Source organism: Streptomyces sp. CMB-StM0423, from assembly GCF_002847285.1.
Classification (GTDB): Bacteria; Actinomycetota; Actinomycetes; order Streptomycetales; family Streptomycetaceae; genus Streptomyces.
Map to the genome: position 1 here is coordinate 4260145 of NZ_CP025407.1, position 24825 is coordinate 4284969.

Below are 24825 nucleotides of genomic sequence, written 5' to 3' on the forward strand. Positions count from 1 at the left end.
CCCGGGCGCCGGGTCACCAGACCGGGCGCAGCGGTGGGAGGTCGTCGCCCGCCAGGCCGTGGACGAGACGGAGGAGCTCGGTGCGGAGGAGAGGGGTGTCGGTGCCCGTGCGGCGGGCGAGTTCGGCTTCGAGGTCGTGCAGGACGTCCCCGGCGATGCGGAGGTGCCGGCGGGCGGCGTCGGTGAGGACGACGAGCTTGCGGCGGCCGCCGGCGGGGTGGGCGGTGCGGAGTACGTAGCCGCGGCGCTCCAGGTCGTCGACGAGTTGGCCGGCGGCCTGTTTGGTGACGCCGAGCCGGGCGGCGAGTTCGCTGCTGGTGGCGCCGTCGGTGCCGAGGATCTGGAAGATCATGCCGTGCACCGGCCGCAGGTCGGGGTAACCGGCGGCGGCCACCCGCTCGTTGAACTCGGTCAGCACGAGCTGGAAGGCCATGCCGAGCAGGAACAGCAGCTCGGGCGTCGGCGGGCTGTCGTGGTCGCGGGTCACGGGGACATCTTGACACAGTTGAGTAAACCTCCTTTACTCAACCCATTCGAGTAAAGGAGCCTTACACGCATGAAGGTCATCACCCCGGCCCCCGACCGCACCGTCACCACCCCGAACGCCTCCATGGAGTCCCTCGCCACCCCCTCCCAGGGCAGCACCGCGCTCAGTACCTGGCGAGTACGCATGGACGCGGGCCAGTCCGGGCCCGTGCACGCCATCGACCGCGAGCAGGTCTGGATGGTCATATCCGGCTCCCTCACCGTGGCCTGCGACGGCCGCACCGAGACCGCCGCCGCCGGGCAAGCGGTCCTGCTCCCGCCCGGCGTGCTGCGGCGGCTCGGCGCTGCCGAGGGCACCGGCGCCGTCGAGGCGCTGGTGGCGATGGAGGCCGGCGGCAGCGCAGTCACCGAGGACGGCACGCGGCGCTCCCTGCCCTGGGCGGAGTAGGGCGCATCCCTGCGGCGGCGGAGGCGACCGGTGTGCCCGGTTGACGGCGTTCGGCCTGCTCGGCGGCTGCCGCGGTGGTCGCGCGGCAGGCGCGCGTCCGGTGCGCGTCAGTCGGCGGTCGCGTGGGTCCGTACGGAGGCGCCGTCCTCGGCCCGTGCGGCGCCGGCGGTGTCTTCGGCCTATACGGCCGCGGCGTCCTTCCGCGGGTCGCCCTCTTCGTCGTGTACGGCGCTGCCCGCCACGGGTACCGTCCGTGTGGCGGCCGCCGTACCCGCGGTGCCTGCCGCGCGGCGCTCCAGTCGTGCGGAGAGGAGTGCGAGGGCCAGGCCGGAGGCGGCGAGGGCGGCGCCGACCCAGTTGGGGGCGGTGTAGCCGAGGCCGGCGGAGATGACGAGGCCGCCGAGCCAGGCGGCGATGGCGTTGCCCAGGTTGAACGCGCCGACGTTGACGGCCGAGGCGAGGGTGGGCGCGGCGGCGGCCTGGTCAAGTACCCGCTTCTGCAGCGGCGGCACGGTCGCGAAGCCGAAGAACCCGACCAGGAAGATGCTCACGGCCGCCGCCGGCTTGCTGTGCGCGGTGAGCGTGAACAGTGCCAGCGTCGCGGTCAGGGCGCTGAGTGCGACGTACAGCATCGGCATCAGGGCGCGGTCCGCGAAGCGCCCGCCGATCAGGTTGCCGCCGACCATGCCGAGCCCGAAGAGGGCGAGGAGCCAGGTGACGGAGCTGTCGGCGTAGCCGGCGACCTCCGTCATCATCGGGGCGATGTAGGTGATGGCGGCGAAGACCCCGCCGAAGCCGACGACGGTCATGCCCATGGCCAGCAGTACCTGGACGTTGAGGAACGCTGCGAGTTCGCGCCGGAGACCGGTGGCACCGGGGGAGGAGGGTTCCGCGGGCGGCTGCGGCAGGTCCGGTACGAGCCTGGCCACACCCGCCAGCCCGACGACCCCGATCGCCGCCACGGCGAGGAACGTGGCCCGCCAGCCGACGGTCTGCCCGAGGAGCGTGCCGCCGGGGACGCCGACGACGTTGGCCACGGTCAGCCCCGTGAACATCATCGCGATGGCCCCGGCCCGCTTGTCCCTGGCGACCAGCCCGGCGGCGACGACGGCGCCGATGCCGAAGAACGCGCCGTGCGCGAGCGAGGCGACGATGCGGCCGGCGAGCATGATGCCGAAGGCGGGGGCGAGGGCGGAGATGACGTTGCCTGCGATGAACAGGCCCATGAGGCTCATCAGCATCCGCTTGCGCGAGACGCGGGTGCCGAGCGCGGTGAGCAGCGGGGCGCCGCCGAAGACGCCGAGGGCGTAGCCGGTGGTGAGCCAGCCGGCGGTGGGGACGGAGACGGAGAACTCGTCGGCCACCTCGGGCAGCAGGCCCATGATGACGAACTCCGTGGTGCCGATCCCGAAGGCGCCGATGGCCAGCGCGAGCAGCGCGAGAGGCATGCGGGGACTCCTGCGGTGGGTGCGGGGGCTGGCATTTACCAAGCGCCCACAATAATTGCGTACGCTGGTCCTTGCAAACGCTGGTTATTGCGGTGGTGGAGTAAACTCGGGGTCAGGACGGCGAACGCACGCACTGCACTCACGGGACGCGGAGGCGCTCATGGCGGCCACAGCCGAGCAGCTCGACGAACTGGCCCGGGGCTGGTCGGCCCTGGCATCCCTGCACGCCCGCATCGAGACCCACGTGGAGCGCACGCTCCAGCGCGCGCACCGGCTGAGCGCCCGCGAGTACTCCGTACTGGACGCCCTCAGCCGCCAGGACGACTTCCACCTGCGCATGAACCAGCTCGCCGACGCCGTCGTCCTCAGCCAGAGCGCCACCACCCGCCTCGTCACCCGCCTCGAGGACCGCGGCCTGCTCAGCCGCTACGTCTGCCCGGACGACCGCCGCGGCATCTACACCGAGGTCACCCCCGCCGGCCGCAGCCTCCTCGCGGAAGCCAGGCCCGGATACGAGGCGTCCCTGCGCGCCGCGCTCGACGAGGCCGCGAAGCGGCCGGAACTGGCGCCGCTGGTGGCGGCGGTGGAGACGCTGGAGGCCCCTGCGGCGTACGCGAGGTAGGAGCGCGTACGGCGGTGGGGCGGCGCACAGAGCGCCGAGGGGCGCGTACGGAATGGGGCGCGCCCCGGGGGCACGCATAGGGTCGGCAGCATGACCGACCTGGCAATCCGGCACGCGACCGCCGCCGACGTCCCCGCCATCGTGGCGATGCTCGCCGACGACCCCCTGGGCGCCACCCGCGAGACACCCGACGACCCCGCCCCGTACGAGGACGCCTTCGTGCGCATCGACGCCGACCCCGGCCAGCACCTCGTCGTCGCCGAACGCGACGGCCGCGTCGTCGGAACGGTCCAACTCACCGTCATTCCCGGGCTGTCGCGGCGGGGAGCGACGCGGGCGCTCATCGAAGCGGTGCGCGTGCACCGCGAGGAGCGCGGGGGCGGGCTGGGGACGCAGCTCATCGAGTGGGCGGTCGAGGAGGCGCGACGGCGCGGGTGCGCGGTCGTGCAACTCACATCGGACGCTACGCGCACGGACGCGCACCGCTTCTACGAGCGGCTGGGGTTCGCCGCGTCACACGTGGGGTTCAAGCGGATGCTGTAGCGGCGGCGGGCTGTGGTCGGGGTTGGGGCCGGAGGACTGGCAACCGAGACCGAGGAACCACCCCTTGCGTCGAATCTTCCCTGCTCAGAAGAGCACAGCGGGCAAGATCCGAAGTTATCCACAGGCCCGGGCGGGCCCGCTTGAGCTTCGGCATACTGCCACTATGCAGATCACGACAGAGCAGCGACGAGCCCGGATCGGCGTGCGGCATGCGCTGGCGCCGACCGCCCGCGCGGCCTCGCCCGTCGACGCCGCCGACGCGGTCGTCGCGCTGCATGCGACGGACGCGGCGACCGTCTTCCTCTCCGCCTGCGCGCGGATGAGGGAGCCCGGAGTCACGCCCGTAGAGCGCGCGCTCTACGAGGAAGTGGCGCTGGTGAAGCTGCTGTCCATGCGGCGCACGCTCTTCGCGGTCAGCCGCGAGCTGGCGCCCGTCGTGGACGCCGCAGCCGCCCGCGCCATAGCGGCCCGCGAGCGCGCCACCTTCCTCAAACACCTCAAGGACTGGAACGGCCTGGACGAGGCGTGGCTGCAGCGCGCCGAAGCCGCCGCGCTGGCCGTGCTCAAAGACAAGGGCGAGGCAACCGGCAGCGAGATATCCGCCGCCGAGCCGCTGCTGCGCACGAAGATCAAGGTCTTCCCCGGCAGCCGCCAGGAGACGCAGCAGGGCGTGACGACGCGCGTGCTGCGAATGCTCGCCTGCGACGGGCACATACGCCGCGGCCACCCGCGCGGATCATGGACGTCGAGTCAGTTCCGATGGGCGCCCGGCGAGGACTTCGGCGGCATGGACGTCGCCGAGGCGCAGACGGAGCTGACCAGACGCTGGCTGTACGCGTACGGGCCGGCCACCGAAGCGGACCTCGTGTGGTGGACCGGCTGGACGAAGACCGCCGCACGCAAGGCACTGGCCGCGACCGGCGCCGTGGCGGTGGAGCTGGACGAGGGCACGGGGTACGTGCTGCCGGACGACACCGGGCCGGTCGCGCAGCCGGAGCCGTGGGCGGCGCTGCTCCCGGGGCTCGACCCGACACCGATGGGCTGGAAGGAACGCGACTGGCACCTCGACGCCGGCTACCGCAAGGCGCTGTTCGACGGCAGCGGCAACGTGGGACCGACGGTGTGGTGGAACGGCGAAGTCGTCGGCGGCTGGGCGCAGCGACAGAACGGAGAGGTGGTGTGGCGGATGCTCACGGACATGGGCGGCGACGCGGAACGCGCGGTGGCCGCGGAGGCCGAACGACTGACGGCATGGGTGGGCGACGCCCGAATAACGCCGAGGTTCCGCACGCCGCTGGAGAAGGAGTTGGCCGCATAGGGGCTGCGGCGAAGCCGTCCGCTTGATCCTTTGGCTCTGACCGGGGCGCGTCCGGCCGGCAGGCCCGGTCTCCCAAGCCTGCTGCCAGGGCTTGTCGTTGTGCACGACGACAGCGGCATGGCCGGCCGGGCTCCGGGGCCGACCGGCGTCGCGGGTCGCGCGTCTGGTGCGACGGGAGCGGGTTACGTCCAGCCGCGGGTGCCGCCGGGGACCGGGGCGTCCGGGTCGTACGGTTCGCGGGTGAAGACGAAGGTGCCCAGGTCGAGGTGCGACACCTCGCCGGCCGCCGAACGCTCCACCCGCAGCGTCTCACCGGCGCAGTAGCCGTCGACCGCCGTCCACGTGCCGTCCCCCTCCGGGCGGAGCCGGGAGGCGTAGCCGTTGCCGGTCAGCGGACTCAGGTCCAGCCACCGGTCCTCCTTGAGCCGCAGCACGTGCGGGTTCGCACCCCAATACCACGGGCCCGTGAGGGCGAGCAGCTCCGGATCCACCGCGTCCGCGGCCAGCGGACGCCACGGCTCGGGGACGCGCGGCTCGTACCGCACCACGGTGCCGATCAGATCGGCCGCCAGGCCGGAGATAGACACACCGGAAGTGACGTTCGTGAGGGCGACCGCACTCACGTCCTCGTCGACATCGGAAAGGAGGCAGGCGAGGAACCCGGGCATGGAGCCGGTATGGCCGGCGAGCATCGTGCCGTCGCGACGGATGAGCTGCACGCCCAGCCCATACCCGCTGTCCCACGACGCGGCCTCGGGAGCGGCGGCGGGGGTGCGCATCTCCGCCAGCGTGCCGGCGGAGAGCACCCGGTCGTCGCCGCGTAGGAGGAAGGTCGCGAACCGGGCCAGGTCGCCGACCGTGGACCACAACTGGCCCGCGGGGCCCATCCGGCCGGTGTCGTGCAACGGTTCTGGCTGCATGACGTCGGCCCACGGATGGACGGCGAACCCGCCGGCGTGCGGGGCCTCGGGCAGCAGCGTCGTCCGCCGCAGGCCCAGCGGCTCCAGCAACTCACGCCGCAGCACGTCGCCCCACGGTGCGCCGCGCAGTGCCTCGACGACCGCGCCGAGGTAGGCGAAGCCGGGGTTGGAGTAGTGGTACCGGCGGCCCGCCGGGTGGCGGGTGGGGTCGCCGTCGAAGAGTTCACCGAGCTCGGGGCGCAGCGTGCCCGGGGTCCGCTCCCACCAGGGACCGCGGGGCTCGGCGCCGATACCGGAACTGTGAGAGAGGAGTTGAGCGATGGTCACCGCGGGGGCCTGAGCGCCGGGGACGTGCCTGCCCAGCGGATCGGCGAGGTCGAGAAGGCCCTCGTCGCGCAGCCGGAGCACCAGCACGGCGACGAACGTCTTGCTGATCGAGCCGATGCGGTACTGGGTGTCGGTGGTCGGCTCGTGCCCGTCGACCATCGAGCGGGCGCCGGACCAGACGGTCTCCCCGTCGCGTACGACGGCCGCGACGAGCGAAGGCGTACGTCCCTCGCTCTGCGCGACCGCGAGCCGGTGGCGCAGAGCGCGGGCGGTGGCGGGGAGGAGGGCGTCGTCATCCGGCGGCATGGGGCGCAGCCTAGCCGCGGCCCTCGGTGCGGAGCGCGGGAGTTTCGGCGCCGCGGCCGGCGACGCGGGTGGCGTACCAGACGGTGGCGATCACCAGCACGCAGCCGGCGTACTGCGTCGCCGTGGGCCGCTCGCTGAGGAATGTGACGGCTGTGGCGATGGCGAGCACCGGCTGCAGCAGGAGCAGCGCCGCCCCGGTGGCCGGGGCGAGCCGGGGCAGAGCGGGGGTGATGAGGAGCAGGGCGAGGACCTGGCCGAGCGCGGCCAGCGCGGCCAGCCAGCCGAGGGCGGCGGGCTCGGGCGTCGGATCGATACCCGTCCACAGCGCGCCGAGGACGCCGGAGGCGACGGCGGCGGAGAACGTCGCGGTGCACACCGGCACGGCGATGTGCGGGCGGGGACGGGAGGGAGCGGAAGGCGTCGGGGCAGGGCCCGCGGTCCGAGCAGAGTCCGGAGTTGAGGCCGGGGCTGGGGCGGGTGGGGAGATGGATGCGGAGGCGGGCGCGGAGGAGGCGGCGGGCGGAGAGGTGGGGGTGGGGTGGGGGGTAGGGGGGTGGGGGCCCCCGGGGGAGCGGGGATGTGGGTCGGGGGTGGTGGGGGGCGGGCCGGGGCGAAGTGGGGAGTGGGGGGCCGGGTGGGGAGCCGGGCTCCGGTGGGGGGGTGTGCGGGGGTGGGTGCCGGCCAGGCGGGTGAGGAAGAGGTAGCCGGCGAAGGCGACGCCGGCGGCGGTGCCGTAGAGGATGCCGGTGACAGGGTTGCTGCCCGGTTCCGGGTTGCCGATCGCCCCGCCCGCGAGTGCCACCCCGGCGAGCAGTACCGGCGCCGTGAGCCAGAAGCCGCGCGGCAGCGTCGTACGGGTCAGCAGGCGGGCCAGCAGCGGGAAGACGATCACCTGGATGTTGAGCAGCACGGTCGCGATGGACGCCCCGACGTCCCTGATGCTGGCCGCCCAGAACACGAAGTCGACGCCGAGCAGCAGCCCCGCCGTCAGATCTGTGAGCACCGGGCGCCGGGCCCGGGGGCCGAGGCGGCGGAGTTCGAGGGCCGCCAGCGGGGCGAGCAGCAGCAGTGCCAGGAGGCAGCGCAGGAAGGCGGCGGTGCCGGCGTTCACGTCGGAGAGCTTCACGAAGATCGCCGACAGCGAGATGCACGCCGAGCCGCCGATGACCATCGTGGCCGGGGTGGTCAGCCGGGTCAGCAGGCCCCGGGGGTGGTCCTGGGCGAGGCTCTGGCCGCCGCTCCACTCGTGGTTCCGGGTGGCGGAGTTGCCGGCCGGTCGGCTTTCGAAAGGTATGTCGCCCTGGCTGTCCCCGTCGGCTCGCATGCTCCTCACTCTGCCTGCCCGCTCTCCCAAGAAAAAGCGATGATTCGTTAGCCGCAAGCGTTAGCATCGCTTTGTGTTCAGCCTGGAGCGTCTCCGCGCCCTCGACGCCGTCGCCGTTCACGGGACCATCGCCCGTGCCGCCGAGTCGCTGCACGTCACCGCCTCCGGCGTCTCGCAGCAGCTCGCCAAGCTGGAGCGCGAGTCCGGGCACCGGCTGCTGGAGCCGTACGGGCGCAGCGTCCGCCTCACCCACGCCGGCCAGGTGCTCGCCGCGCATGCGGCCCGGGTGTGCGCGCAGGTCGCCGAGGCGGAGGCGGATCTCGCCGATCTGCAGGACGAGATCCTCGGCCCGCTGCGCCTCGGCGGTGTCGGCAGTTCGCTGCGTGCGCTGCTGCCCGAGGTGCTGACCGCCCTCACCGCCTCCCATCCGCGGCTGGCCCCCACCGTCGTCGACGGCGAGGTCGTCGAGCTGGTGCCCCGGCTGGTCGGCGGGGAGCTGGATCTGCTGCTCATCGAGAGCTGGAGCAGTCGGCCGATCCGGTTGCCGCAGGGGCTGGCGGTGCGGACGCTGGTGGTCGAGGACGTGCAGTTGGCGGTGCCGGACGCCCATCCGCTGGCCGGCCGCGAGCGCGTCGGCCTCGGCGAGTTGGGTGGTCTCGCCCATCCGACCGGGGCGGCGGTGTGGGCGAGTTGTCCGGTCGGCACCGAGCCGTACGAGGGCCTGACACAGGCACTGCGCGAGGTGGGTCTGGAGCCGGAGGTGCGGTACCAGGTGACGGAGTACGCCACGCTGCTTGCCCTCGTGCGGGGCGGGTTGTGCGTGTCGCTCGTACCGGAGATGGCGCAGCGGCCGTGCCCGCCCGGGGTGCGGTTCCTGCCGGTGCGGCCGGCGGTGCGGCGTACGGTGCAGGCCGCCTGGCGGTCCCGGGGCGAGAGTCCGGCCGTACGGGCGTGTGTCGCCGCGCTCGCCGAGGCGGGGCAGGCGGAGGCGGTGCGGGCGGAGCCTGCGGCGGGCGGATGACCTGCGTGGCCTGTCGGTGGCCCGTGCGAGGATCACCGTACGGAGCACAGCCACTGGAGGACCGATGTTCGCGATACCCCTGGGTGACGACGGCGCCGAGCTGCGGCCGCTGGAGCCGTGGCAGGCCGAGGAGTTCCTCGCCCACATCGACCGCGGCCGCGAGTTCATCGGCCGCCACATCGGCCTCCCCGACGCCACCGCCGACCTCGATTCCGCCCGCGCCTGGCTCCAGTCGTACGCCGACAAGACCGCTTCCGACTCCGGCCGCCTCTACGGGATCTGGCTCGACGGCCTCCTCGTCGGCGGCGTCCTCTTCCGTGTCTTCGACGCGCAGCAGCGCACCTGCGAGGCCGGTTGCTGGCTGGAGCCCGCGGCGGCCGGCCGGGGGCTGGTCACGCGCGCCGCACGCGTGATCATCGACTGGGCGGTGCACGAGCGCGGCGTGGAGCGGGTGGAGTGGCTCGTGTCCGCGAAGAACACCCCGAGCATCAAGGTCGCGCAGCGCCTCGGCATGAGCCGTGACGCCGTGCTGCGCGCGAAGCACCCCTACCGGGGGGTGCGGCAGGACACACAGGTGTGGTCGGTGCTGGCGTCCGAGTGGGGCAAGGGGAAGGAGGCGTAGGGGGTTTCCCGCTCGTGCGGGCTCGTACGGGCCGTGCGCCCCGCGCCGCCGGTCCGGCCCCGTCCCCGGGTCCGCCCTCGCCGTCAGTCCCGCGTGACTGCCGTGCCCGCCGGCTCCAGCAGGTCCGGCAGCTTGCGCATGTCGTCGAAGAGCACGGTGTCAGGTCCCGCCAGCCAGTCGGCCGGCGACAGTCCGCCGGTGAAGCCGTACGCGCGCATGCCCGCGGCGCGGGCCGCCTGTACGCCGTAGCGGCTGTCCTCCACCACCGCGCACGCCTGCGGCGCGTAGCCCATCTCCCGGGCCGCGTGCAGGAAGAGGTCGGGCGCGGGTTTGCCGCGGCCGCCGACGTCGGTGGCGGAGTAGATGCGTCCGGCGAAGCGGTCGTACAGCCCGGTGCGGCCGAGGGTGCGGCGCATCCGGTCGTGCCCGCCGCTCGACGCGATGCAGGTGGGCAGGCCGGCGGCGGCGATGGCGTCGAGTGCGTCGACGACGCCGGGTACGGCTTCGAGGCGGTCGAGTCCGGCGAAGAACTCCTCGTAGTAGCGGGTGCGCCAGGTCTCGTCGGTGCCGGGCCCGAGGCGTTCGACGACCATGGCGCCGACGGATTCCTGGGACTTGCCCATGAAGAGTTCGACGGCGTCGGCTTCGGTGAGCGGCCAGCCGAGTTCCGCCCCCACGGTGACCTGCGCGGCGGCGGCGATGCGCTCGGAGTCGACGAGGACTCCGTCGCAGTCGAATATCACGAGTTCGATGGCTCCGGGCATGGTCACGAGGCTAGCCGAGCCGCGCCGCCACGGGCCGGGCGGCCGGAGGCCCGGGCCTGAGCCGGGGCCGGAGCCCCGAGGGCCGGTTGTCGCGGGGCGTCAGCGGGTGCCGGGGACGACGAGGCCCGTTTCGTACGCCATGACCACCGCCTGCGTACGGTCCCGCAGCCCGAGCTTGGCCAGCAGCCGGCTGACGTGCGTCTTCACCGTCTCCTCGCCGACGTGCAGGCGTGCGGCGAGTTCGGGGTTGGACAGTCCCTCGGCCAGGAGCCGCAGCACCTCCGTCTCGCGCGGCGTCAGCGCGGCCAGCGGCGCCGCCGCCCCGTCCCGTTCCGGCCGCGCCGCGCGCAGCCGCGCGAACTCGGCGATCAGCCGCCGGGTGACCCCCGGCGCGAGCAGCGCCTCGCCGGCCGCGACGACGCGCACCGCGTCGAAGAGCCGCTCCGCCGTGACGTCCTTGAGCAGGAAGCCGCTGGCGCCGGCGGCGAGGGCGTCGTAGACGTACTCGTCGAGGTCGAAGGTGGTGAGGATCAGCACCTTCGGGTGCGGCGGCTCCGCGGTGAGGCGGGCGGTGGCCTCGATGCCGTCGACGCCGGGCATGCGGACGTCCATGAGCACGACGTCGGGCCGCCGGGCGCGGCAGACGCGGACCGCGTCGGCGCCGTCGTGCGCGGTGCCGACGACGTCGAAGTCGGGCTGGGTGGCGAGGAGTCCGGCGAAGCCGGCGCGTACGACTTCGTGGTCGTCGGCGACGACGACGCGCACGGTGCCCGTGTCCGCGGGGCCGGTCATGCGGCCGTTTCCTCCCTGCCCGTAGGGGCGTGTGCGGGGAGGGTCGCTTCGAGGAGGAAGCCGCCGCCCGCCGCGGGGCCGCTGCGGAGCCGGCCGCCGACGGCGGTGGCGCGTTCGCGCATGCCGAGCAGCCCGTGCCCGCCGTCCGCGGGGCCGTGGCCGTGGCCGTGACCCGGCCGCGGGCCGGGGCCGTTGTCGCGGATGCGCAGGCGCAGGGCGGCGTCGGTGTAGTGGAGTTCGACGTCGACGGCGGCGCCGGGGGCGTGCCGGCGGGCGTTGGTGAGGGCTTCCTGCACGATGCGGTACGCGGTGAGTTCGATGCCGGTGCCGAGGGGGCGTACGGCGCCGCTGACGATGAGCCGGACGCCGGCTCCTGCGGTGTCGCGGGCGCCGTCGAGGAGTTCGTTGAGCTGGGCGAGGCCGGGCGGGGGGCGGCGTTCCGCGGGGGCGGCGCCGGCGTCTTCGCGCAGTACGCCGAGGAGGCGGCGCATCTCGGTGAGGGCGGTGCGGGCGGTGTCGCCGATGTCGCGGAGCTTGCGGGCGCCTTCGTCGGGGAGGCCGGGGGTGGTGAGGCGGGCGGTTTCCGCCTGTACGGAGATCATCGAGATGTGGTGGGCGACGACGTCGTGGAGTTCGCGGGCGATGCGGGCGCGTTCGCCGCGGGCGGCGTGCTCGTAGAGGGTGTGCGCGATGGCGCGTTCGGTGGCGCTGTGGGCGGCGGCGGTGCTGCGGGCGCGGCGGGCGAGGCCGGTGCCGGTGGCGGCGGCGAGGAGGACGGCGGCGGCTACGGCGAGCAGCCGGCCTGCGGCGTCGAGCCGGCCGCCTTCGGTGGCGCCGGGGTCGCCGACGGCGTAGCCGGCGAGCGGCAGTACGAGGAGGACGGCGAGGGTGCGGGCGCGGCGGGTGCCGTGGCGGGCGAGGCGGTGCAGGAGGAGCGCCTGCGCGGCGACGCCGGCGGCGACGGGGGCGCCGAGGAGGGCGGTGAGCGGGGCGTTCGCGGCGGTGGCGAGGACGGCGGCGGGGGTGGGGTGGGTGCGTAGCAGCGCGACGGGGGCGGTGGCGCCGAAGGCGAGGAGCAGGGCTGCGGTGAGGCGGTCGCCGGCGCCGGCGCGCAGGACGGTGCCGACGGCGGCGAGGAGGGCGAGGAGCGCGGCGGCGGCGACGGGCCCGTCGGGGGAGGAGGCGAGGCGGCGGAGCGGGGGAGCCGGGGCGCGGCGGGCGGTCGTACGGTCCGCGTCGGGCGTCCGGTCGGCGTCCTGCGTGGAACGGCCGGTGTCCTGCGCGGAGCGGTCGGCCTCTGTCGCGGAGCGGCCGGTGTCCTGCGCGGAGCGGTCGGAGTCCTTCGCGCTACGGCCGGCGTGCTGTGCGCGGCGGCCGGCGTCCTTCGCGTACGTACCCTCCGCCCCGCGCGTCACGCCCGTACCCCCCGCCCGCTCCCCCGTGCTCCCGTCACCCCGCCATTGTCCCTGCGTACGCCCCTTCCGGCGTCCCTCCCGCCCTGGACGATCGCGTCCCCCACACGAGCTACCCCGCCGCCCGCAGGACTCCTCCCCCGCGTGACGACCGGCCTGCCGCCCGGTTCGTAGCCTCCTCACCATGGCAGCGTCAGAAGCAACCATCGAGGTCCGGGAGCTGCGCAAGCGCTTCGGTCCCGTCGCCGCCGTGGACGGCCTGTCGTTCACGGTCGTGCCCGGTCAGGTCACCGGGTTCGTCGGCCCCAACGGGGCCGGGAAGTCCACCACCATGCGCATCGTCCTGGGCCTCGACGCCCCGGACGCGGGCAGCGCGCTGGTCGGCGGCCGCCCGTACGCGGCGCTGCGCCGTCCGCTGCAGCAGGTCGGCGCCGCGCTGGACGCGGCGGCCGTGCACCCCAGCCGGCGCGGGCGCGACCATCTGCTGTGGCTGGCGCACTCGCACGGGCTGCCGCCGCGCCGCGTCGACGAGTTGCTGGAGCAGGTGGGTCTGGCTCCGGCGGGGCGGCGGCGGGCCGGCGGCTACTCGCTGGGGATGCGCCAGCGCCTCGGCATCGCCGCCGCGCTCCTCGGCGACCCGCCGGTGCTGCTCTTCGACGAGCCGGTCAACGGCCTGGATCCGGAGGGCATCCGCTGGATACGCGGCTTTCTGCGCCGACTGGCGGCGGAGGGCCGGGCGGTGCTCGTCTCCAGCCATCTGATGAGCGAACTGGAGGACACCGCGGACCACCTGGTGGTCATCGGCCGCGGCCGGCTCGTCGCGGACATGCCGGTGGCCGAGGTGCTGGCCGCGGCGTCCGGCAGCCGGGTCGCGCTGCGTACGGGGGCGCGGGAGCGGGCGATGACGGTGCTGGCGGCGGCGGGAGCGACGGTGGCGGCGACGGGCCGGGAGTCGCTGACGGTGTCGGGGCTGCCGGCGGAGCGGGTCGCGGAGCTGCTGGGCGCGGGGGCGGTGCCGTTCTCGGAACTGGCGGCGCACCGGGCGTCGCTGGAGGAGGCGTACATGGAGCTGACGCGCGGCGAGGCGGAGTTCGCCGCCGGCCGGGAGGGGGAGGGTCCGCTGTGAGTACGGGTACGGGTACGGGTGCCGGTTCCGGTACGGGGACGGGTGTGGATTCGGGCGCGGGTGCGGGCACCGGTGCCGGGGGTGTGGCTCCGTACCGTTCGAAGCTGCCGCCCGCGCGTGCCGGCTTCTGGCAGTTGCTGCGCGCCGAGTTCACGAAATTGCGCAGTGTCGACCGGTGGCTGCTCACGCTGCTTGCGGGTGCGGTCGTCACGGTGCTGGTGTCCCTGGTGTCGGCGGGCGGCAGCGAGACGGCCACGTCCGACGACGGCGGTGGCTCCGGTACGGAAGCGGCGGCCCGGGTCGCGGACTCGTTCCGTTTCGTGCACCGGCCGCTGGCCGGCGACGGCAGCGTGACCGCGCGGGTGACGGACCTGACGCTGGGCGAGGGCACGGACGCGCCGTGGGCGAAGGCCGGTGTGATCGTGAAGGCGGGTACGGAACCGGGGAGTCCGTATGTGGCGCTGATGCGCACCGCGGGACACGGGGTGCGGCTGCAGTACGGGTTCGAGCACGACGTCGCCGGCGGCACCGCGGCCGGGGACGCCCCGGTGTGGCTGCGGCTGGTGCGCGAGGGCGACCGGCTCACCGGCTACGAGTCCGCCGACGGCGAACGCTGGCGCGAGGTCGGCAGCGTGCCCGCCGCCGGGCTGCCGGACACGGCGCGGGCGGGGCTGTTCGTGGCGGCGCCGGAGACGGTGCGGGTGGAGCGGTCGTTCGGGTCGCTGAGCATCGGGGCGGGGCCGAGCGCGGCGACGGGGGTGTTCGACAACGTACGCCTCGAAGGGGGCGGCTCCGGCGGCGCGGCCGGCGGCGCGGGCAAGGGTGATCCGCGTACGGACTGGCGGGACGAGGCCGTGGGGCCGGCGTCCGGCCCGGCGGCGGCGAACGGCCCGGCCGGCGGCACCGAGCGCACCGGCGGCACGTTCACCGTCACCGGCTCCGGCGACATCGGGCCGCTCCCGCCCGCGGGGGACCTGACGTGGATGAGCCTGGCGGGGGCGCAGGTCGGGCTGATCGCGTTCGCGGCGCTGGGCGTGCTGTTCATCACCGCCGAGTACAAGCGGGGCATGATCCGTACGACGTTCACCGCCGGGCCGCGCCGCGGGCGGGCGCTGGCGGCGAAGGGCACGGTGCTCGCGGCGGTCGCGTTCGCGGCGGGGCTGGCGGCGGCGGTGGTGTCGTTCCTGGTGGGGCAGCGGGCGTTGCGGGCGGGCGGGCACCGGCCGCCGCAGTTCCCGGAGGTGTCGCTGACCGACGGTCCCGCGCTGCGGGCGGTGGTGGGCACGGGGCTGCTGCTGGCGCTGGTGGCGCTGTTCGCGCTGGGGCTCGGGGCGCTGTTGCGGCACACGGCGGCGGCGGTGACGATCGTGGTGGTGCTGTTCGTACTGCCGCTGGTGCTGGGCGGGGGGCTGCCGCTGGGGGCGGTGGAGTGGCTGTTCCGGGTGACGCCGGTGGCGGGGTTCGGGGTGCAGAGCACGACGCCGCGGTACGAGCAGGTGGAGACGGTGTGCCTGCCGGAGGACGGGTGCATGCCGCAGGGGCCGTGGGCGGGGCTCGGGGTGCTGGCGGTGTGGGCGGCGGTGGCGCTGGCGCTGGCGGCGTGGCGGCTGCGGCGGCGCGATGCGTGAGGGGCGGCGCGGACGACAGGGGCGGCGGCATGTACCCGGGGCGCGGGTGGCGTTCGGGGGCGTACGGGACGCGGGGTACGCGGCGCGGGCGGAGTGGACCAAGCTGCGTACCGTCCCCAGCACCTGGTGGCTGCTCCTCGCCGTCGCCGCCGTCACCGCGGCGGTCGGCGCGGGCGCGGTCAGCGGGCTGTCCACGGCGCACTGCCCGCCGGCCGGCTGCCGCGAGGACGTCGTGAAAACCAGCCTGGTGGGCGTGTGGGCCGGGCAGGCGGCGGTCGCGGTGCTCGCGTCGCTGGCGTTCACGGCCGAGTACGGCACGGGCACGATCCGTACGACGCTGACCGCCGTACCCGGCCGGCTGCGGGTACTCGCCGCGAAGTCCGCGGTGGTCGGCGCCGCGGTGCTGGTCGCGGGCGGCGCGGGGGTGCTGGGCGCGCTGCTCGCGGGGCGGGCGCTGGTGCCGGCGGGCTTCACCGCGTACGACCTGGGGGCGGGGCCGGTGCTGCGGGCCGGCTTCGGGACGGCGCTGTACCTGGTGCTGGTCGCGCTGCTGGCGCTGGGCCTCGGCGCGGCGCTGCGCGACACGGCGGGTGCGGTCGCGGCGTGCCTGGGGGTGCTGTACGCGTCGCCGCTGGTCGCGGGGATGCTGTCGGATCCGGAGTGGGTCGAGCGGTTCCAGCGCTACGGGCCGGCGTCGGCGGGTCTCGCGGTGCAGTCGACGGTGGACACGGCGGAGTTGCCGATCGGACCGTGGGCGGGGCTCGGGGTACTGGCCGCGTGGTCGGCGGCGGCGCTGGCACTGGGCGCGGCGGTACTGCACCGCCGCGACGCGTGAGACGGGGCCAAGCCCGGACACCCGGAACCCGCGCGCCGCCAAGCCGGCCGCGTGCCCGGCCCGTACGACCCCGGCGGCCCCGCGGGTCCGAGCGCGGGGCCCGGCTGTACGAGCCTGGTGGCCGGTCCTACGCGCCCAGGGGCCCGGCCGTACGCGCCCAGGGGCCCGGCCGTACGCGCCCAGGGGTCCGGCTGTACGCGCCCGTTGGCCCGGCCGTACGAGCGAACCGGCCCGGCCGATCCGGCCGTCATCGGCCCGTACGAGCCCAGCCGTCACTCCCGTCCCGTCACCCCCGAACCCCCTCCAGGAACCCCGTCACCGCCTCCCCGAACTCCGCCGGCGCCTCCGACCACGGCAGGTGTCCCGCCCCGGCCAGCACCACCCGCTCCACCCGCGGCAACGCCGCCACCAGCGAGTCCACCGCCGTCCGCGGCCGGATGTCCGCCTCCCCGTCCACGACCAGCACCGGCACCTCCAACTCCGCACACCTTCCGCGCAGTCCGGCCGACACCAGCTCCTTCCCCTCCTCGGCGACCAGCGCCGCGTTCGCCTCGGCGTTCACCCCGAAGAAGGGCGTCGCCATCCGCTCGGCCTCCGCCACCGCCCGCGGACCCGCCGGCGGTACGAAGTCCGCCGACCACTGCAGTACGCAGGCCGCCCGCTCCTCCGCCGTACCCCGGCCGCCGTCCCGCGCCGCCCGCGCCCACAACTCCCGCAGCCGCGGCCCCTGCGAGCCGAGCGCGGCGTCGAGGTTCCCGAGGAACGCGGGGCGCCAGGTCTGCTGCGGGTCGATGCCGGTGCCCGACACGTAGACGAGCCCGCTCACCCGCTCCGGGTGCGCCAGCGCGTACCGCAGGGCGAGGCTCGCGCCCCACGAGTGCCCGAGGAGCACGGGCCGCGCCAGCCCGAAGTGCGCCCGTACGGCGTCGAGATCGGCGATCGCGCGCGCCATCGTGAACGGCCCGTCCCGGCCCTCGGACCGCCCGCACCCGCGCTGGTCCCACCGGTACGAGGCCGCTGCCCCGGCCAGGAGCTCCGCTACGTCCCCGAGGGTGTCCCACAGCCCCGGCCCGCCGTGGCAGAACACCACCGGCACCGCGCCGTCCCCCTGCCGCACGGCCCACAGCCGCGCTCCGTCCCCGGCGGCCACGACCCCGCCGCCCGTCCGTCCCGTGCTCTCACCGCCCATCTCCGCACGCTATCCCCGCCGTTGCCCCGGCCCGCTACCTCCCCCGCAGTGCCCGTCCCAGCAGCCGCACCCCCTCGGTCACGGCGTCGGGGTGGCTCGCCGCGTAGCCGAGGACCAGGCCGGGCGGGCCGGGCCGGAGGCGATGCCAGGACAGGGGCTGCACCTTGACGCCGCAACTGAGCGCCGCCGCCGCCAACTCCGTATCGGTCACCCCCGTCAACGCCGGAGCGGCTGTCCCCGTCCGTCCCGCGCCGACCGCCTCTGCTGCCGCCTCCCCGTCCGGCCCACGCCCGCGCCCCCCGTCCATCCCGCGTCCCCCGTCCGTCCCGCGCCCGCCGTCCGTCCCGCGCCCGCCGTCCGTCCCGCGCCCCCCGTCCGTCCCGCGCCCGCCGTCCGTCCCGCGCCCCCCGTCCGTCCCGCGCCCCCCGTCCGTCCCGCGTCCGCCACTCGTCCCGCGTCCCGCGTCCGTCCCGCCTTCCCCGTACGAACCGGACCCGCCCGCCCCGTCGAACGTCACCGTCAGATGCAGCCCCGCCGCCGCCCCGTGCACCACCGCGCCCGGCAGGTGCTCCGCGATCGCCGCGATCATCGCGTCCCGCCGCCGCCGGTGCCGCCCGCGGAGCAGCCGCAGGTGCCGCTCCAGCTCCCCCGACTCCATCAGCCGTGCCAGCACGAGCTGCGGCAGCACCGCGTTACCCAGGTCGGTGAAGCGCTTGGCGTTCACCAGCGCGTCCCGGTACCCGGGCGGCGGCACCACCCAGCCCACCCGCAGCGCCGGCGCCAGCAGCTTCGACACGCTGCCCATGTAGCAGACGCGCTCGGCGAGCATCGTCCGCAGCGCGGGCACCGGGGGCCGGTCGTAGCGGTGCTCGGCGTCGTAGTCGTCCTCGAGTACGAGCCCGCCGCCGTCCTCCGCCCAGCGCAGCAGCTCGCGGCGGCGCTCGCCGCTGAGCACCGCCCCGGTCGGGAACTGGTGCGCCGGGGTGAGGAGCACCGCACGCGCGCCGGTGGCGCGCAGCCCGTCGACACGTATGCCGTCGGCATCGACCGGCACCGGGAGGATGTCCAGCCCGCCGTTCTCCAGATGCTGGCGTGTGCCGAGCGAACCGGGGTCCTCCACCGCCACCGCCCCCACGCCGTCGGCCCGCAGCACCGGGTGCAGCAGGGTGAGCGCCTGGGCGGTGCCGGCGACGACGACGACGTCGTCGGGGTCGGCGCGGATGCCGCGGTTCCGGGCGAGCCAGCCGGCGACGGCCCGGCGCAGCGCGGGGGCGCCGTGCGGGTCGCCGTAGCCGAGGTCGGCGGCGGACAGCTCGGCGAGCACGGCCCGCTCTGCGCGCAGCCAGGCGGCGCGCGGGAACGCGGCGAGGTCCGGCAGCCCGGGGGTGAGGTCGATCGACGCCGGGGCGGCGCGGAGGACTTCGAACGCCTCGGGCCCGGGCGCGGCGGGGAAGAACACGGCCGGCTGTTCCGGCCCGGCCGCCCGGGGGCCGGGACCGGCGTCCACCGGGGCCGCGACCACCACCGTGCCCCCGCGCCGCCGCCCCTCGACGTGCCCGTCCTCCGTCAGCCGCCGGTACGCCTCCGTGACCACGCCGCGCGACACCCGCAGCTCCGCCGCCAGCACCCGCGTCGGCGGCAGCCGGCCGCCCACCGCCAGCCGGCCGTCCGCGATCGCCTCCCGCAGCCGCCACGCCAGCCAGTCCGCCATACCGCCCGCCGGTGCGTCCCCGACGTCGAGCTGCAGGAAATCCGACCCGGACGCTTTGGACCTCTCAGAGGCCGCTTTCTCCACCCCGTTCATGGAGCCATGGTGGCACGGCCCACTGACAACGCCCCGCCGAAGCGCGTTGCCCCAGCTCAGACCGGGTTCCTCAGCCGGCGCCGCCCGCCGTACGCACCCGTGGCCCCACTCCGCGCCTCACTCCCCGAACACGAATTCCGGCTCCCCCGCCGTCAGCAGCGCCGCCTTCGGTGCCATGCCCCACAGCCGCTCCAGTTCCCCCTGAACCGCACCCGTCAGCTCCGCCACATCCGCGGCAGCCGTCTCGTGCACGGCCTCCGCCACCACCAGCACCCGCCGCGTCGCCTCGCCGACCGCCGAATACCCGCTCTGCCGGTTCGTCCAGCGCCGCGCATGCGCCCGCCCCGCCGAGTCGGCGAAGGTCACTTCCCCCGCCGCCGGATGCTCGCTCCCGCCGCCGAACGTCGTGTACGTCTCGTCGCCGCGCGCCCGGCGCACCTCCAGCCACGGCTCCGCGATCCGGTCGGCGTCCAGCACCGCGACGGGAATCGCATACGCCACGGAGACCGCGTTGCACAGGTCCACCACCGGGTGGATCCGCGGCAGCGACCCCTCCCGCCGCAGCCGCCGCAGCAGCGACTCCGACGCGCACCGGTACTGCGTCGGCCGCAGCCCCAGCCGCGTGTACGTCCGCCGCCAGGCCCGCACCTCGGGGAACTCCCCCTCCGTGCCCGCCGCCAGCCGCTTCCGCGCGATGTCCGTGTACGCCCCGACCCGCGCCTCCAGCTCCGAGCCCCCGCCCGGCCCGGGAGCACCCCCGAACTCCCCGTAGAGCACCCCCGCCGCCAGCTCCGGAAACTCCGCCCGCAGCTCCTCCGCATGCCCGAACCGCATCGTCACGCCACCGCCAGCTTCGCGCCCAGCCCCAGGAACGACACCGCGAACACCCGCCGGATCCCCGTCATCACCCGCGGCCGCCCCAGCACGTGCCCGCGTACGGCCGCCGCGCACAGCCCGTACGCCACGAACACCGCGAACGTCAGTCCCATGAACACCGCGCTCAGCCGCAGCATCGCCGCCACCGACCCCTCCTGGCCCGCCGGCACGAACTGCGGCAGGAACGCCACGAAGAACATCGTCAGCTTCGGGTTGAGCACGTTGAGCAGCACGCCCGAGACGATCACCCGCCCCACCGGCTGCGGCCCGGCCGCCGCGGCGTCCTCGACGACCAGGGCCTCCTTGTCGCGCAGTGTCGACCACGCCATGTACAGCAGGTATGCGACCCCCAGGTACTTCACCACCTCGAACGCCACGGCGCTGGCGTGCAGCAGCGCCGCCAGCCCGGTGACGGTCGCGACGACGTGCGGGACGGTGCCGAGCGTGCAGGCGAACGCGGCGACCACGCTCGCCCGCCGGCCGTGGGACAGCCCGGCGGCGAGGGTGTAGACCACGCCGGTGCCCGGCGTGACGACCACGACGAGCGTGGTCAGCAGGAAGGCGATGCTCACGGAGGGCCTCCGGCGGTGGCGATTCGGCTACGGCGGAACGCCACCCAGCCTCGCCCACCGATGGCCTGCCGGGCAGAGCCAAAGAGGACCGAGATCACGAGTCCATAATGACGGCCCCTTCAGCGTCCACCCCCGCCGCCACCATGTCCGCGAACGCCCGCGCCAGCGGCGACAGCGCCGCCCACCGCCGCACCGCCCACCCCGCCCACAGCGGCGGCAGCTCCGGTACGGGCACCAGCCGCACCCCCGGATGCCGCCCGTCCCGCCACCCCGGCAGCTCCGGTACGACGGCGTAGCCGAGCCCCAGCTCCGCCAGCAGGATCGCCGTGTCCCAGTCCGCGACCGACGTGTCGAACGCCGGCAGCCGCACCCCCGACTCCGCGAACCACGCCTCCAGATGCGCCCGCGAACTCGAGTTCCCCGGCAGCCCGATGAGCCGCACCGCCGCCAGGTCCGCCGCCCCCACCGCCGACCGCTCCGCCAGCGGATCGCCCTCCCGTACGGCCAGCACCCACCGCAGCTCCGCCGCGCGCCGCAGTTCCACGCCCCGTACCGGCGCGGCGATCGTGATCCACGCCAGGTCGGCGCCGCCCGCGGCCAGCGCTGCGACGCAGCCGCGGCTGGAGTTCTCCGTCTGGAACTCCAGGCTGACCTGCGGATACCGCTCGCGGAACGCGACGACCGCCGCCGACATGAAGTGCCGTACGGTCGTCGCCCCCGTCGTCACCCGCACCGAGCCGCCGTCCCCGCGCGCCAGGTCGCGCAGCCGCCGCAGCGCGTGGTCCACGCCGCCGATGCCCTCGGCGGCGGCGCCGCGCAGCAGTTCCCCGGCGTGTGTGGGCACCACGCCGCGCGGATGCCGCTCGACGAGGCTGAGGCCGACCTCGCGCTCCAGCCGCTTGACGTGCTGGCTGACGGCCGACTGCGTACAGCCCAGCTCCCGCGCCACCGCGCTCAGGCTCCCCGCCCGGCACACGGCGACGAACACCCGCAGGTCGTCCAGAGTCATGCGCGTCAAGCTAACCCTTGGGGACCTGCAAGAACACCCGAGGATTGACTTGGAGGGACCGCCGCGCCCACGATGACCACGATCTTCGCTGTACGCACCACGCAGAACGGGACCGCCCCGCACCCCGCCGGGACGCCCCGCCGGAACCGACCCAAGGGAACGAGGACGCCGCCGTGGAACCGCTCGAAGCCGTCGCGCTCGCCGGCGCCGGACTCGTCGCCGGCGGCATGAACGCGGTCGTCGGCTCCGGCACCCTGATCACCTTCCCGACGCTCCTCGCCCTCGGCTATCCGCCGGTCCTCGCGAACGTCTCCAACACGGTCGGCCTCGTCCCCGGCGTCGTCGGCGCCGTCTACGGCTACCGCCGCGAGCTGCGCGGCCAGCGCCGCCGCATACTGCGCTTCGGCACCGCCTCCCTCGCCGGCGGCCTGGCCGGCGCGCTGCTGCTCCTGCAACTGCCCGCCGAGGCGTTCCAGGCCGTGGTCCCCGTGCTGATCCTGACGGCCTGCGCCCTGGTCCTCCTCCAGCCCGTCCTCAGCCGCCGCCTCGCGGAGCGCAGCGAGGACGACGACAAGGACGGCGGCACCCCGATGTGGTTCGGCGTCCTCGGCACGGGCATCTACGGCGGCTACTTCGGGGCCGCCCAGGGCGTCATCCTCATGGGCCTGTTCGGCACCTTCGTCCGCGACGACCTGCAGCGCCTCAACGCCGTCAAGAACGTCCTCGCCGCCCTGGTCAACGCGGTGGCGTCGATCGTCTTCATCATCGTCACCGACGTGGACTGGACGGCGGCCGGCATCATCGCCATCGGCTCCACGGCCGGCGGCTTCCTGGGCGCCCACCTGGGCCGCAAGCTCACCCCGACCCTGATGCGCACGATCATCGTCACCGTCGGGACCACCGCCGCGCTCATCATGATCATCCGCTGACGGCAGAGCTGCCCGCCGTTACTGTCTAGCCGAACAGCCGGTCCAGCACCGTCGCGATGCCGTCCTCGTCGTTCGACCCCGTCACCTCGTCCGCCACCGCGAGCAGCTCCGGGTGCGCCCCCGCCATCGCGACCCCGTGGCCGGCCCACCGGAACATCGGTATGTCGTTGGGCATGTCCCCGAAGGCGATCGTCTCCGCGCCCTTGACCCCCAGGCGGCGGGCCGCGAGCGACAGGCCCGTGGCCTTGCTCAGCCCGTGGGGCAGCACCTCGACGGTGTCGGCGCCGGCCAGGACGACCTCGACGAGGTCGCCGACCGTGTCGCGGGCGGCGGCCGTCAGCGCGTCGTCGTCCAGCTCCGGGTGCTGGATGTAGAGCTTGCCGATCGGCTGCGCCCACAGCTCGGCGCGCTCCGCCACCCGGCGGACCGGCAGGTCCTCCCGGGCCACCGCGCGGAAGCCGGGGCCGAAGAGCACCTCGCCCGCGAGCCCGTCCGCGCTTGCGGCCACCGCGACCTTGCCGACCTCGGCCTCCAGCTTCGCCACCGCGTCGGCGGCGAGGCGCCGGTCGAGGGTCACGGAGGTCAGCAGCCGGTGCGCGCCCGCGTCGTACACCTGCGCGCCCTGGCCGCAGACCGCCAGGCCCTCGTAGCCCAGCTCGTCCAGTATGTGCCGGGTCCAGGCCACGGCCCGGCCGGTGACGACGATGTGCGCCGCGCCCCGCGCGCACGCCGCGTCGATGGCCGCGCGCGTGCGCGGCGAGACCGTCTCGTCGCTGCGCAGCAGCGTGCCGTCGAGGTCGGTCGCGATGAGCCGGTACGGAAGCGCGCCGCTCATGCCGCCCGGCCCCCGCCCGACGCCCGTGCCGTACGCGCCCCGCCGCCCGACGCCTGAGTCCTACGCGCCCCGCCCCCGCCGCTCATTTCGCGACCGGCTCCAGCAGATCGCGCCCGCCCAGGTACGGCCGCAGCACCTCCGGCACCACCACCGAGCCGTCCGGCTGCTGGTGCGTCTCCAGGATGGCCACGATCGTCCGCGGCACCGCGCACAGCGTCCCGTTCAGCGTCGCCAGCGGGCGGGCCGCCTTCTTCTGGCCCTGCCCGTCGCGCATCCGCACCGACAGCCGCCGCGCCTGGAACTCGCCGCAGTCCGACGTCGACGTCAGCTCCCGGTACTTGCCCTGCGTCGGGATCCACGCCTCGCAGTCGTACTTCCGCGCGGCCGACGCGCCCAGGTCGCCCGAGGCCACGTCGATCACCCGGTACGCCAGGCCGAGCGCCGACAGCCACTGCTTCTCCCAGTCCAGCAGCCGCGCGTGCTCCGCCGCCGCGTCCTCCGGGGCCACGTACGAGAACATCTCGACCTTGTCGAACTGGTGCACCCGGATGATGCCGCGGGTGTCCTTGCCGTGCGAGCCCGCCTCGCGGCGGAAGCAGGGCGAGAACCCCGCGTACCGCAGGGGCAGCCGGTCGGCCTCGATGATCTCGTCCATGTGGTACGCCGCGAGCGTGACCTCCGAGGTGCCGACGAGGTAGAAGTCGTCGCGCTCCAGGTAGTACACGTCCTCGGCGGCCTGGCCGAGGAAGCCCGTGCCCTCCATGGCGCGCGGCTTGACCAGCGCGGGCGTGAGCATCGGGGTGAAGCCGGCGGCGGTGGCCTGCGCGATCGCCGCGTTGACCAGCGCCAGCTCCAGCAGGGCGCCGACGCCCGTCAGGTAGTAGAACCGCGAGCCGGAGACCTTCGCGGCGCGCTCGGTGTCGATGGCGCCGAGGATGCGGCCCAGCTCCAGGTGGTCGCGCGGCTCGAAGCCCTCGGCGGCGAAGTCGCGCGGGGTGCCGACGGTCTCCAGCAGCGTGAAGTCGTCCTCGCCGCCCACGGGCACGTCGGGATGCACCACGTTCGCCAGGCGCAGCAGCAGGGCCTGCGTCTCGGCGGCGGCCTCGTCCTGCGCGGCGTCGGCGGCCTTGACGGCGGCGGACAGCTCACCGGTGCGCCGCAGCAGCTCCTGCTTCTCCTCGCCCTGCGCGCGCGGGATCAGCTTGCCGAGCTGCTTCTGCTCGGCCCGCAGCTCGTCGAAGCGCGTACTGGACGACCTGCGCCGCTCGTCGGCGGAGAGCAGCGCGTCGACGAGGCCGACATCCTCTCCACGGGCGCGCTGCGACGCGCGCACTCGGTCGGGGTCCTCACGGAGCAGGCGAAGGTCAATCACGCCAGCCAGGTTACCGGGGTACGCGGACCGGCTCGACGCCGATTTCCACCCCTGTGGATTTCTCGGCGCTTTGCGATGAATAGCCGGTTTCGCGGAGCGCGCTTGCGGCCGTGCGGAGAAAAGGTGCGAGAGGGTGCAATCAGGACATAAAGCCAACGTACGTCCGCGGTGCGCACGGCAGTTGGGGAATCCTTTTCCACAGGTGGCCGGGGATCCTCAAAGTTATCCACAGGCGGGGGAGGCGGCCTGTGGAAGTCGGGGAAGATCGTTCCGCCGGGCCGGTGCTGGCGCAGGAAT

At 75.0% G+C, this 24825-nt stretch carries 24 protein-coding genes; 10 read left to right on the forward strand and 14 right to left on the reverse strand.

Annotated features, from left to right (window positions below):
• Window positions 1-13: 13 nt before the first annotated feature.
• Window positions 14-487, reverse strand: a complete 474-nt coding sequence (locus CXR04_RS18510) for a MarR family winged helix-turn-helix transcriptional regulator (protein ID WP_101423492.1) — start codon at window positions 485-487, stop codon at window positions 14-16.
• A gap of 69 nt (window positions 488-556) precedes the next feature.
• On the opposite strand from CXR04_RS18510, the gene CXR04_RS18515 reads away from it, so the two are divergent.
• Entirely contained in the window at window positions 557-934 is a 378-nt protein-coding gene (locus CXR04_RS18515) for a cupin domain-containing protein (protein ID WP_101423493.1), read from the forward strand.
• A 179-nt stretch (window positions 935-1113) separates the two neighbouring features.
• On the opposite strand, the gene CXR04_RS18520 is transcribed toward CXR04_RS18515, so the two are convergent.
• Window positions 1114-2382, reverse strand: coding sequence for an MFS transporter (locus tag CXR04_RS18520; RefSeq protein WP_101423494.1), 1269 nt, complete (start codon window positions 2380-2382; stop codon window positions 1114-1116).
• 160 nt (window positions 2383-2542) lie between these two features.
• Between CXR04_RS18520 and CXR04_RS18525 the strand changes: the two genes are divergently transcribed.
• From CXR04_RS18525 to CXR04_RS18535, 3 genes are all read left to right on the forward strand, one after another.
• Window positions 2543-3004 carry a MarR family winged helix-turn-helix transcriptional regulator gene (locus tag CXR04_RS18525; protein ID WP_101423495.1) on the forward strand — a complete coding sequence of 154 codons (462 nt, stop codon included), beginning with the start codon at window positions 2543-2545 and terminating at the stop codon, window positions 3002-3004.
• A 90-nt stretch (window positions 3005-3094) separates the two neighbouring features.
• The gene (locus CXR04_RS18530) at window positions 3095-3547 is read left to right on the forward strand and encodes a GNAT family N-acetyltransferase (protein WP_101423496.1); all 453 of its coding nucleotides are present in this window, start codon (window positions 3095-3097) and stop codon (window positions 3545-3547) included.
• Window positions 3548-3710: 163 nt separating this feature from the next.
• A complete protein-coding gene (locus CXR04_RS18535) occupies window positions 3711-4865 on the forward strand; it encodes a winged helix DNA-binding domain-containing protein (RefSeq protein ID WP_199850485.1) in 1155 nt (384 codons plus the stop codon).
• Window positions 4866-5047: 182 nt separating this feature from the next.
• Here the strand turns inward: CXR04_RS18535 and CXR04_RS18540 are convergent, their stop codons facing one another.
• Both CXR04_RS18540 and CXR04_RS36480 read right to left on the reverse strand, forming a co-directional pair.
• Window positions 5048-6418 carry a serine hydrolase domain-containing protein gene (locus CXR04_RS18540; protein WP_101423498.1) on the reverse strand — a complete coding sequence of 457 codons (1371 nt, stop codon included), beginning with the start codon at window positions 6416-6418 and terminating at the stop codon, window positions 5048-5050.
• Window positions 6419-6428: 10 nt separating this feature from the next.
• The gene (locus CXR04_RS36480) at window positions 6429-7742 is read right to left on the reverse strand and encodes a DMT family transporter (RefSeq protein WP_267898194.1); all 1314 of its coding nucleotides are present in this window, start codon (window positions 7740-7742) and stop codon (window positions 6429-6431) included.
• Window positions 7743-7815: 73 nt separating this feature from the next.
• Here CXR04_RS36480 and CXR04_RS18560 point away from each other — a divergent pair, with 73 nt between their 5' ends.
• Together CXR04_RS18560 and CXR04_RS18565 are read left to right on the forward strand one after the other, a co-directional pair.
• Window positions 7816-8763, forward strand: coding sequence for a LysR family transcriptional regulator (locus CXR04_RS18560; RefSeq protein ID WP_101423499.1), 948 nt, complete (start codon window positions 7816-7818; stop codon window positions 8761-8763).
• Between the two features lie 64 nt (window positions 8764-8827).
• Window positions 8828-9385, forward strand: a complete 558-nt coding sequence (locus CXR04_RS18565; RefSeq protein ID WP_101423500.1) for a GNAT family N-acetyltransferase — start codon at window positions 8828-8830, stop codon at window positions 9383-9385.
• 83 nt (window positions 9386-9468) lie between these two features.
• Here the strand turns inward: CXR04_RS18565 and CXR04_RS18570 are convergent, their stop codons facing one another.
• The 3 genes from CXR04_RS18570 to CXR04_RS18580 form a co-directional block, all read right to left on the reverse strand.
• On the reverse strand, window positions 9469-10149 hold the full coding sequence (locus CXR04_RS18570; protein WP_101423501.1) for an HAD family hydrolase: 681 nt from the start codon (window positions 10147-10149) through the stop codon (window positions 9469-9471).
• Between the two features lie 99 nt (window positions 10150-10248).
• Window positions 10249-10941, reverse strand: a complete 693-nt coding sequence (locus tag CXR04_RS18575; RefSeq protein ID WP_101423502.1) for a response regulator transcription factor — start codon at window positions 10939-10941, stop codon at window positions 10249-10251.
• Window positions 10938-12356: a sensor histidine kinase gene (locus CXR04_RS18580; RefSeq protein ID WP_324842214.1), complete on the reverse strand. Its 1419-nt coding sequence runs from the start codon at window positions 12354-12356 to the stop codon at window positions 10938-10940. The genes CXR04_RS18575 and CXR04_RS18580 overlap by 4 nt, the downstream gene beginning before the upstream one ends.
• Before the next feature lie 181 nt (window positions 12357-12537).
• Here CXR04_RS18580 and CXR04_RS18585 point away from each other — a divergent pair, with 181 nt between their 5' ends.
• The 3 genes from CXR04_RS18585 (at window position 12538) to CXR04_RS18595 (ending at window position 15942) form a co-directional block, all read left to right on the forward strand.
• Complete coding sequence (locus CXR04_RS18585; protein ID WP_101423503.1) at window positions 12538-13479, forward strand: ABC transporter ATP-binding protein; 942 nt, start codon at window positions 12538-12540, stop codon at window positions 13477-13479.
• A gap of 83 nt (window positions 13480-13562) precedes the next feature.
• Window positions 13563-15107, forward strand: coding sequence for an ABC transporter permease subunit (locus CXR04_RS18590; protein WP_101423504.1), 1545 nt, complete (start codon window positions 13563-13565; stop codon window positions 15105-15107).
• A 46-nt stretch (window positions 15108-15153) separates the two neighbouring features.
• Window positions 15154-15942: an ABC transporter permease subunit gene (locus CXR04_RS18595; RefSeq protein ID WP_101423505.1), complete on the forward strand. Its 789-nt coding sequence runs from the start codon at window positions 15154-15156 to the stop codon at window positions 15940-15942.
• A gap of 286 nt (window positions 15943-16228) precedes the next feature.
• On the opposite strand, the gene CXR04_RS18600 is transcribed toward CXR04_RS18595, so the two are convergent.
• From CXR04_RS18600 to CXR04_RS18625, 5 genes are all read right to left on the reverse strand, one after another.
• Window positions 16229-17131, reverse strand: a complete 903-nt coding sequence (locus CXR04_RS18600; RefSeq protein WP_101423506.1) for an alpha/beta fold hydrolase — start codon at window positions 17129-17131, stop codon at window positions 16229-16231.
• A 34-nt stretch (window positions 17132-17165) separates the two neighbouring features.
• Window positions 17166-18935 carry a MocR-like pyridoxine biosynthesis transcription factor PdxR gene (gene pdxR / locus CXR04_RS18610; protein WP_234380302.1) on the reverse strand — a complete coding sequence of 590 codons (1770 nt, stop codon included), beginning with the start codon at window positions 18933-18935 and terminating at the stop codon, window positions 17166-17168.
• A gap of 117 nt (window positions 18936-19052) precedes the next feature.
• Complete coding sequence (locus tag CXR04_RS18615; protein WP_234380303.1) at window positions 19053-19769, reverse strand: B3/B4 domain-containing protein; 717 nt, start codon at window positions 19767-19769, stop codon at window positions 19053-19055.
• 2 nt (window positions 19770-19771) lie between these two features.
• Window positions 19772-20383 carry a LysE family translocator gene (locus tag CXR04_RS18620; protein ID WP_101423507.1) on the reverse strand — a complete coding sequence of 204 codons (612 nt, stop codon included), beginning with the start codon at window positions 20381-20383 and terminating at the stop codon, window positions 19772-19774.
• Between the two features lie 94 nt (window positions 20384-20477).
• On the reverse strand, window positions 20478-21392 hold the full coding sequence (locus tag CXR04_RS18625; RefSeq protein WP_101423508.1) for a LysR family transcriptional regulator: 915 nt from the start codon (window positions 21390-21392) through the stop codon (window positions 20478-20480).
• Window positions 21393-21565: 173 nt separating this feature from the next.
• Between CXR04_RS18625 and CXR04_RS18630 the strand changes: the two genes are divergently transcribed.
• A complete protein-coding gene (locus CXR04_RS18630) occupies window positions 21566-22321 on the forward strand; it encodes a sulfite exporter TauE/SafE family protein (RefSeq protein ID WP_101423509.1) in 756 nt (251 codons plus the stop codon).
• Window positions 22322-22346: 25 nt separating this feature from the next.
• On the opposite strand, the gene CXR04_RS18635 is transcribed toward CXR04_RS18630, so the two are convergent.
• Together CXR04_RS18635 and serS are read right to left on the reverse strand one after the other, a co-directional pair.
• On the reverse strand, window positions 22347-23156 hold the full coding sequence (locus CXR04_RS18635) for an HAD family hydrolase (RefSeq protein ID WP_101423510.1): 810 nt from the start codon (window positions 23154-23156) through the stop codon (window positions 22347-22349).
• An 82-nt stretch (window positions 23157-23238) separates the two neighbouring features.
• On the reverse strand, window positions 23239-24528 hold the full coding sequence (serS, locus tag CXR04_RS18640; protein WP_101423511.1) for a serine--tRNA ligase: 1290 nt from the start codon (window positions 24526-24528) through the stop codon (window positions 23239-23241).
• Window positions 24529-24825 lie beyond the last annotated feature (297 nt).

What these genes read in the sequence shown, in the direction of transcription:
- CXR04_RS18520 (WP_101423494.1), bottom strand. Translation starts at nt 2,382, where the DNA reads ATGCCTCTCGCGCTGCTCGCGCTGGCCATCGGCGCCTTCGGGATCGGC.
- CXR04_RS18570 (WP_101423501.1), bottom strand. Translation starts at nt 10,149, where the DNA reads ATGCCCGGAGCCATCGAACTCGTGATATTCGACTGCGACGGAGTCCTC.
- CXR04_RS18625 (WP_101423508.1), bottom strand. Translation starts at nt 21,392, where the DNA reads ATGACTCTGGACGACCTGCGGGTGTTCGTCGCCGTGTGCCGGGCGGGG.
- CXR04_RS36480 (WP_267898194.1), bottom strand. Translation starts at nt 7,742, where the DNA reads ATGCGAGCCGACGGGGACAGCCAGGGCGACATACCTTTCGAAAGCCGA.
- CXR04_RS18600 (WP_101423506.1), bottom strand. Translation starts at nt 17,131, where the DNA reads ATGGGCGGTGAGAGCACGGGACGGACGGGCGGCGGGGTCGTGGCCGCC.
- CXR04_RS18615 (WP_234380303.1), bottom strand. Translation starts at nt 19,769, where the DNA reads ATGCGGTTCGGGCATGCGGAGGAGCTGCGGGCGGAGTTTCCGGAGCTG.
- CXR04_RS18540 (WP_101423498.1), bottom strand. Translation starts at nt 6,418, where the DNA reads ATGCCGCCGGATGACGACGCCCTCCTCCCCGCCACCGCCCGCGCTCTG.
- CXR04_RS18515 (WP_101423493.1), top strand. Translation starts at nt 557, where the DNA reads ATGAAGGTCATCACCCCGGCCCCCGACCGCACCGTCACCACCCCGAAC.
- pdxR (WP_234380302.1), bottom strand. Translation starts at nt 18,935, where the DNA reads ATGAACGGGGTGGAGAAAGCGGCCTCTGAGAGGTCCAAAGCGTCCGGG.
- CXR04_RS18525 (WP_101423495.1), top strand. Translation starts at nt 2,543, where the DNA reads ATGGCGGCCACAGCCGAGCAGCTCGACGAACTGGCCCGGGGCTGGTCG.
- CXR04_RS18565 (WP_101423500.1), top strand. Translation starts at nt 8,828, where the DNA reads ATGTTCGCGATACCCCTGGGTGACGACGGCGCCGAGCTGCGGCCGCTG.
- CXR04_RS18535 (WP_199850485.1), top strand. Translation starts at nt 3,711, where the DNA reads ATGCAGATCACGACAGAGCAGCGACGAGCCCGGATCGGCGTGCGGCAT.
- CXR04_RS18530 (WP_101423496.1), top strand. Translation starts at nt 3,095, where the DNA reads ATGACCGACCTGGCAATCCGGCACGCGACCGCCGCCGACGTCCCCGCC.
- CXR04_RS18575 (WP_101423502.1), bottom strand. Translation starts at nt 10,941, where the DNA reads ATGACCGGCCCCGCGGACACGGGCACCGTGCGCGTCGTCGTCGCCGAC.
- CXR04_RS18585 (WP_101423503.1), top strand. Translation starts at nt 12,538, where the DNA reads ATGGCAGCGTCAGAAGCAACCATCGAGGTCCGGGAGCTGCGCAAGCGC.
- CXR04_RS18635 (WP_101423510.1), bottom strand. Translation starts at nt 23,156, where the DNA reads ATGAGCGGCGCGCTTCCGTACCGGCTCATCGCGACCGACCTCGACGGC.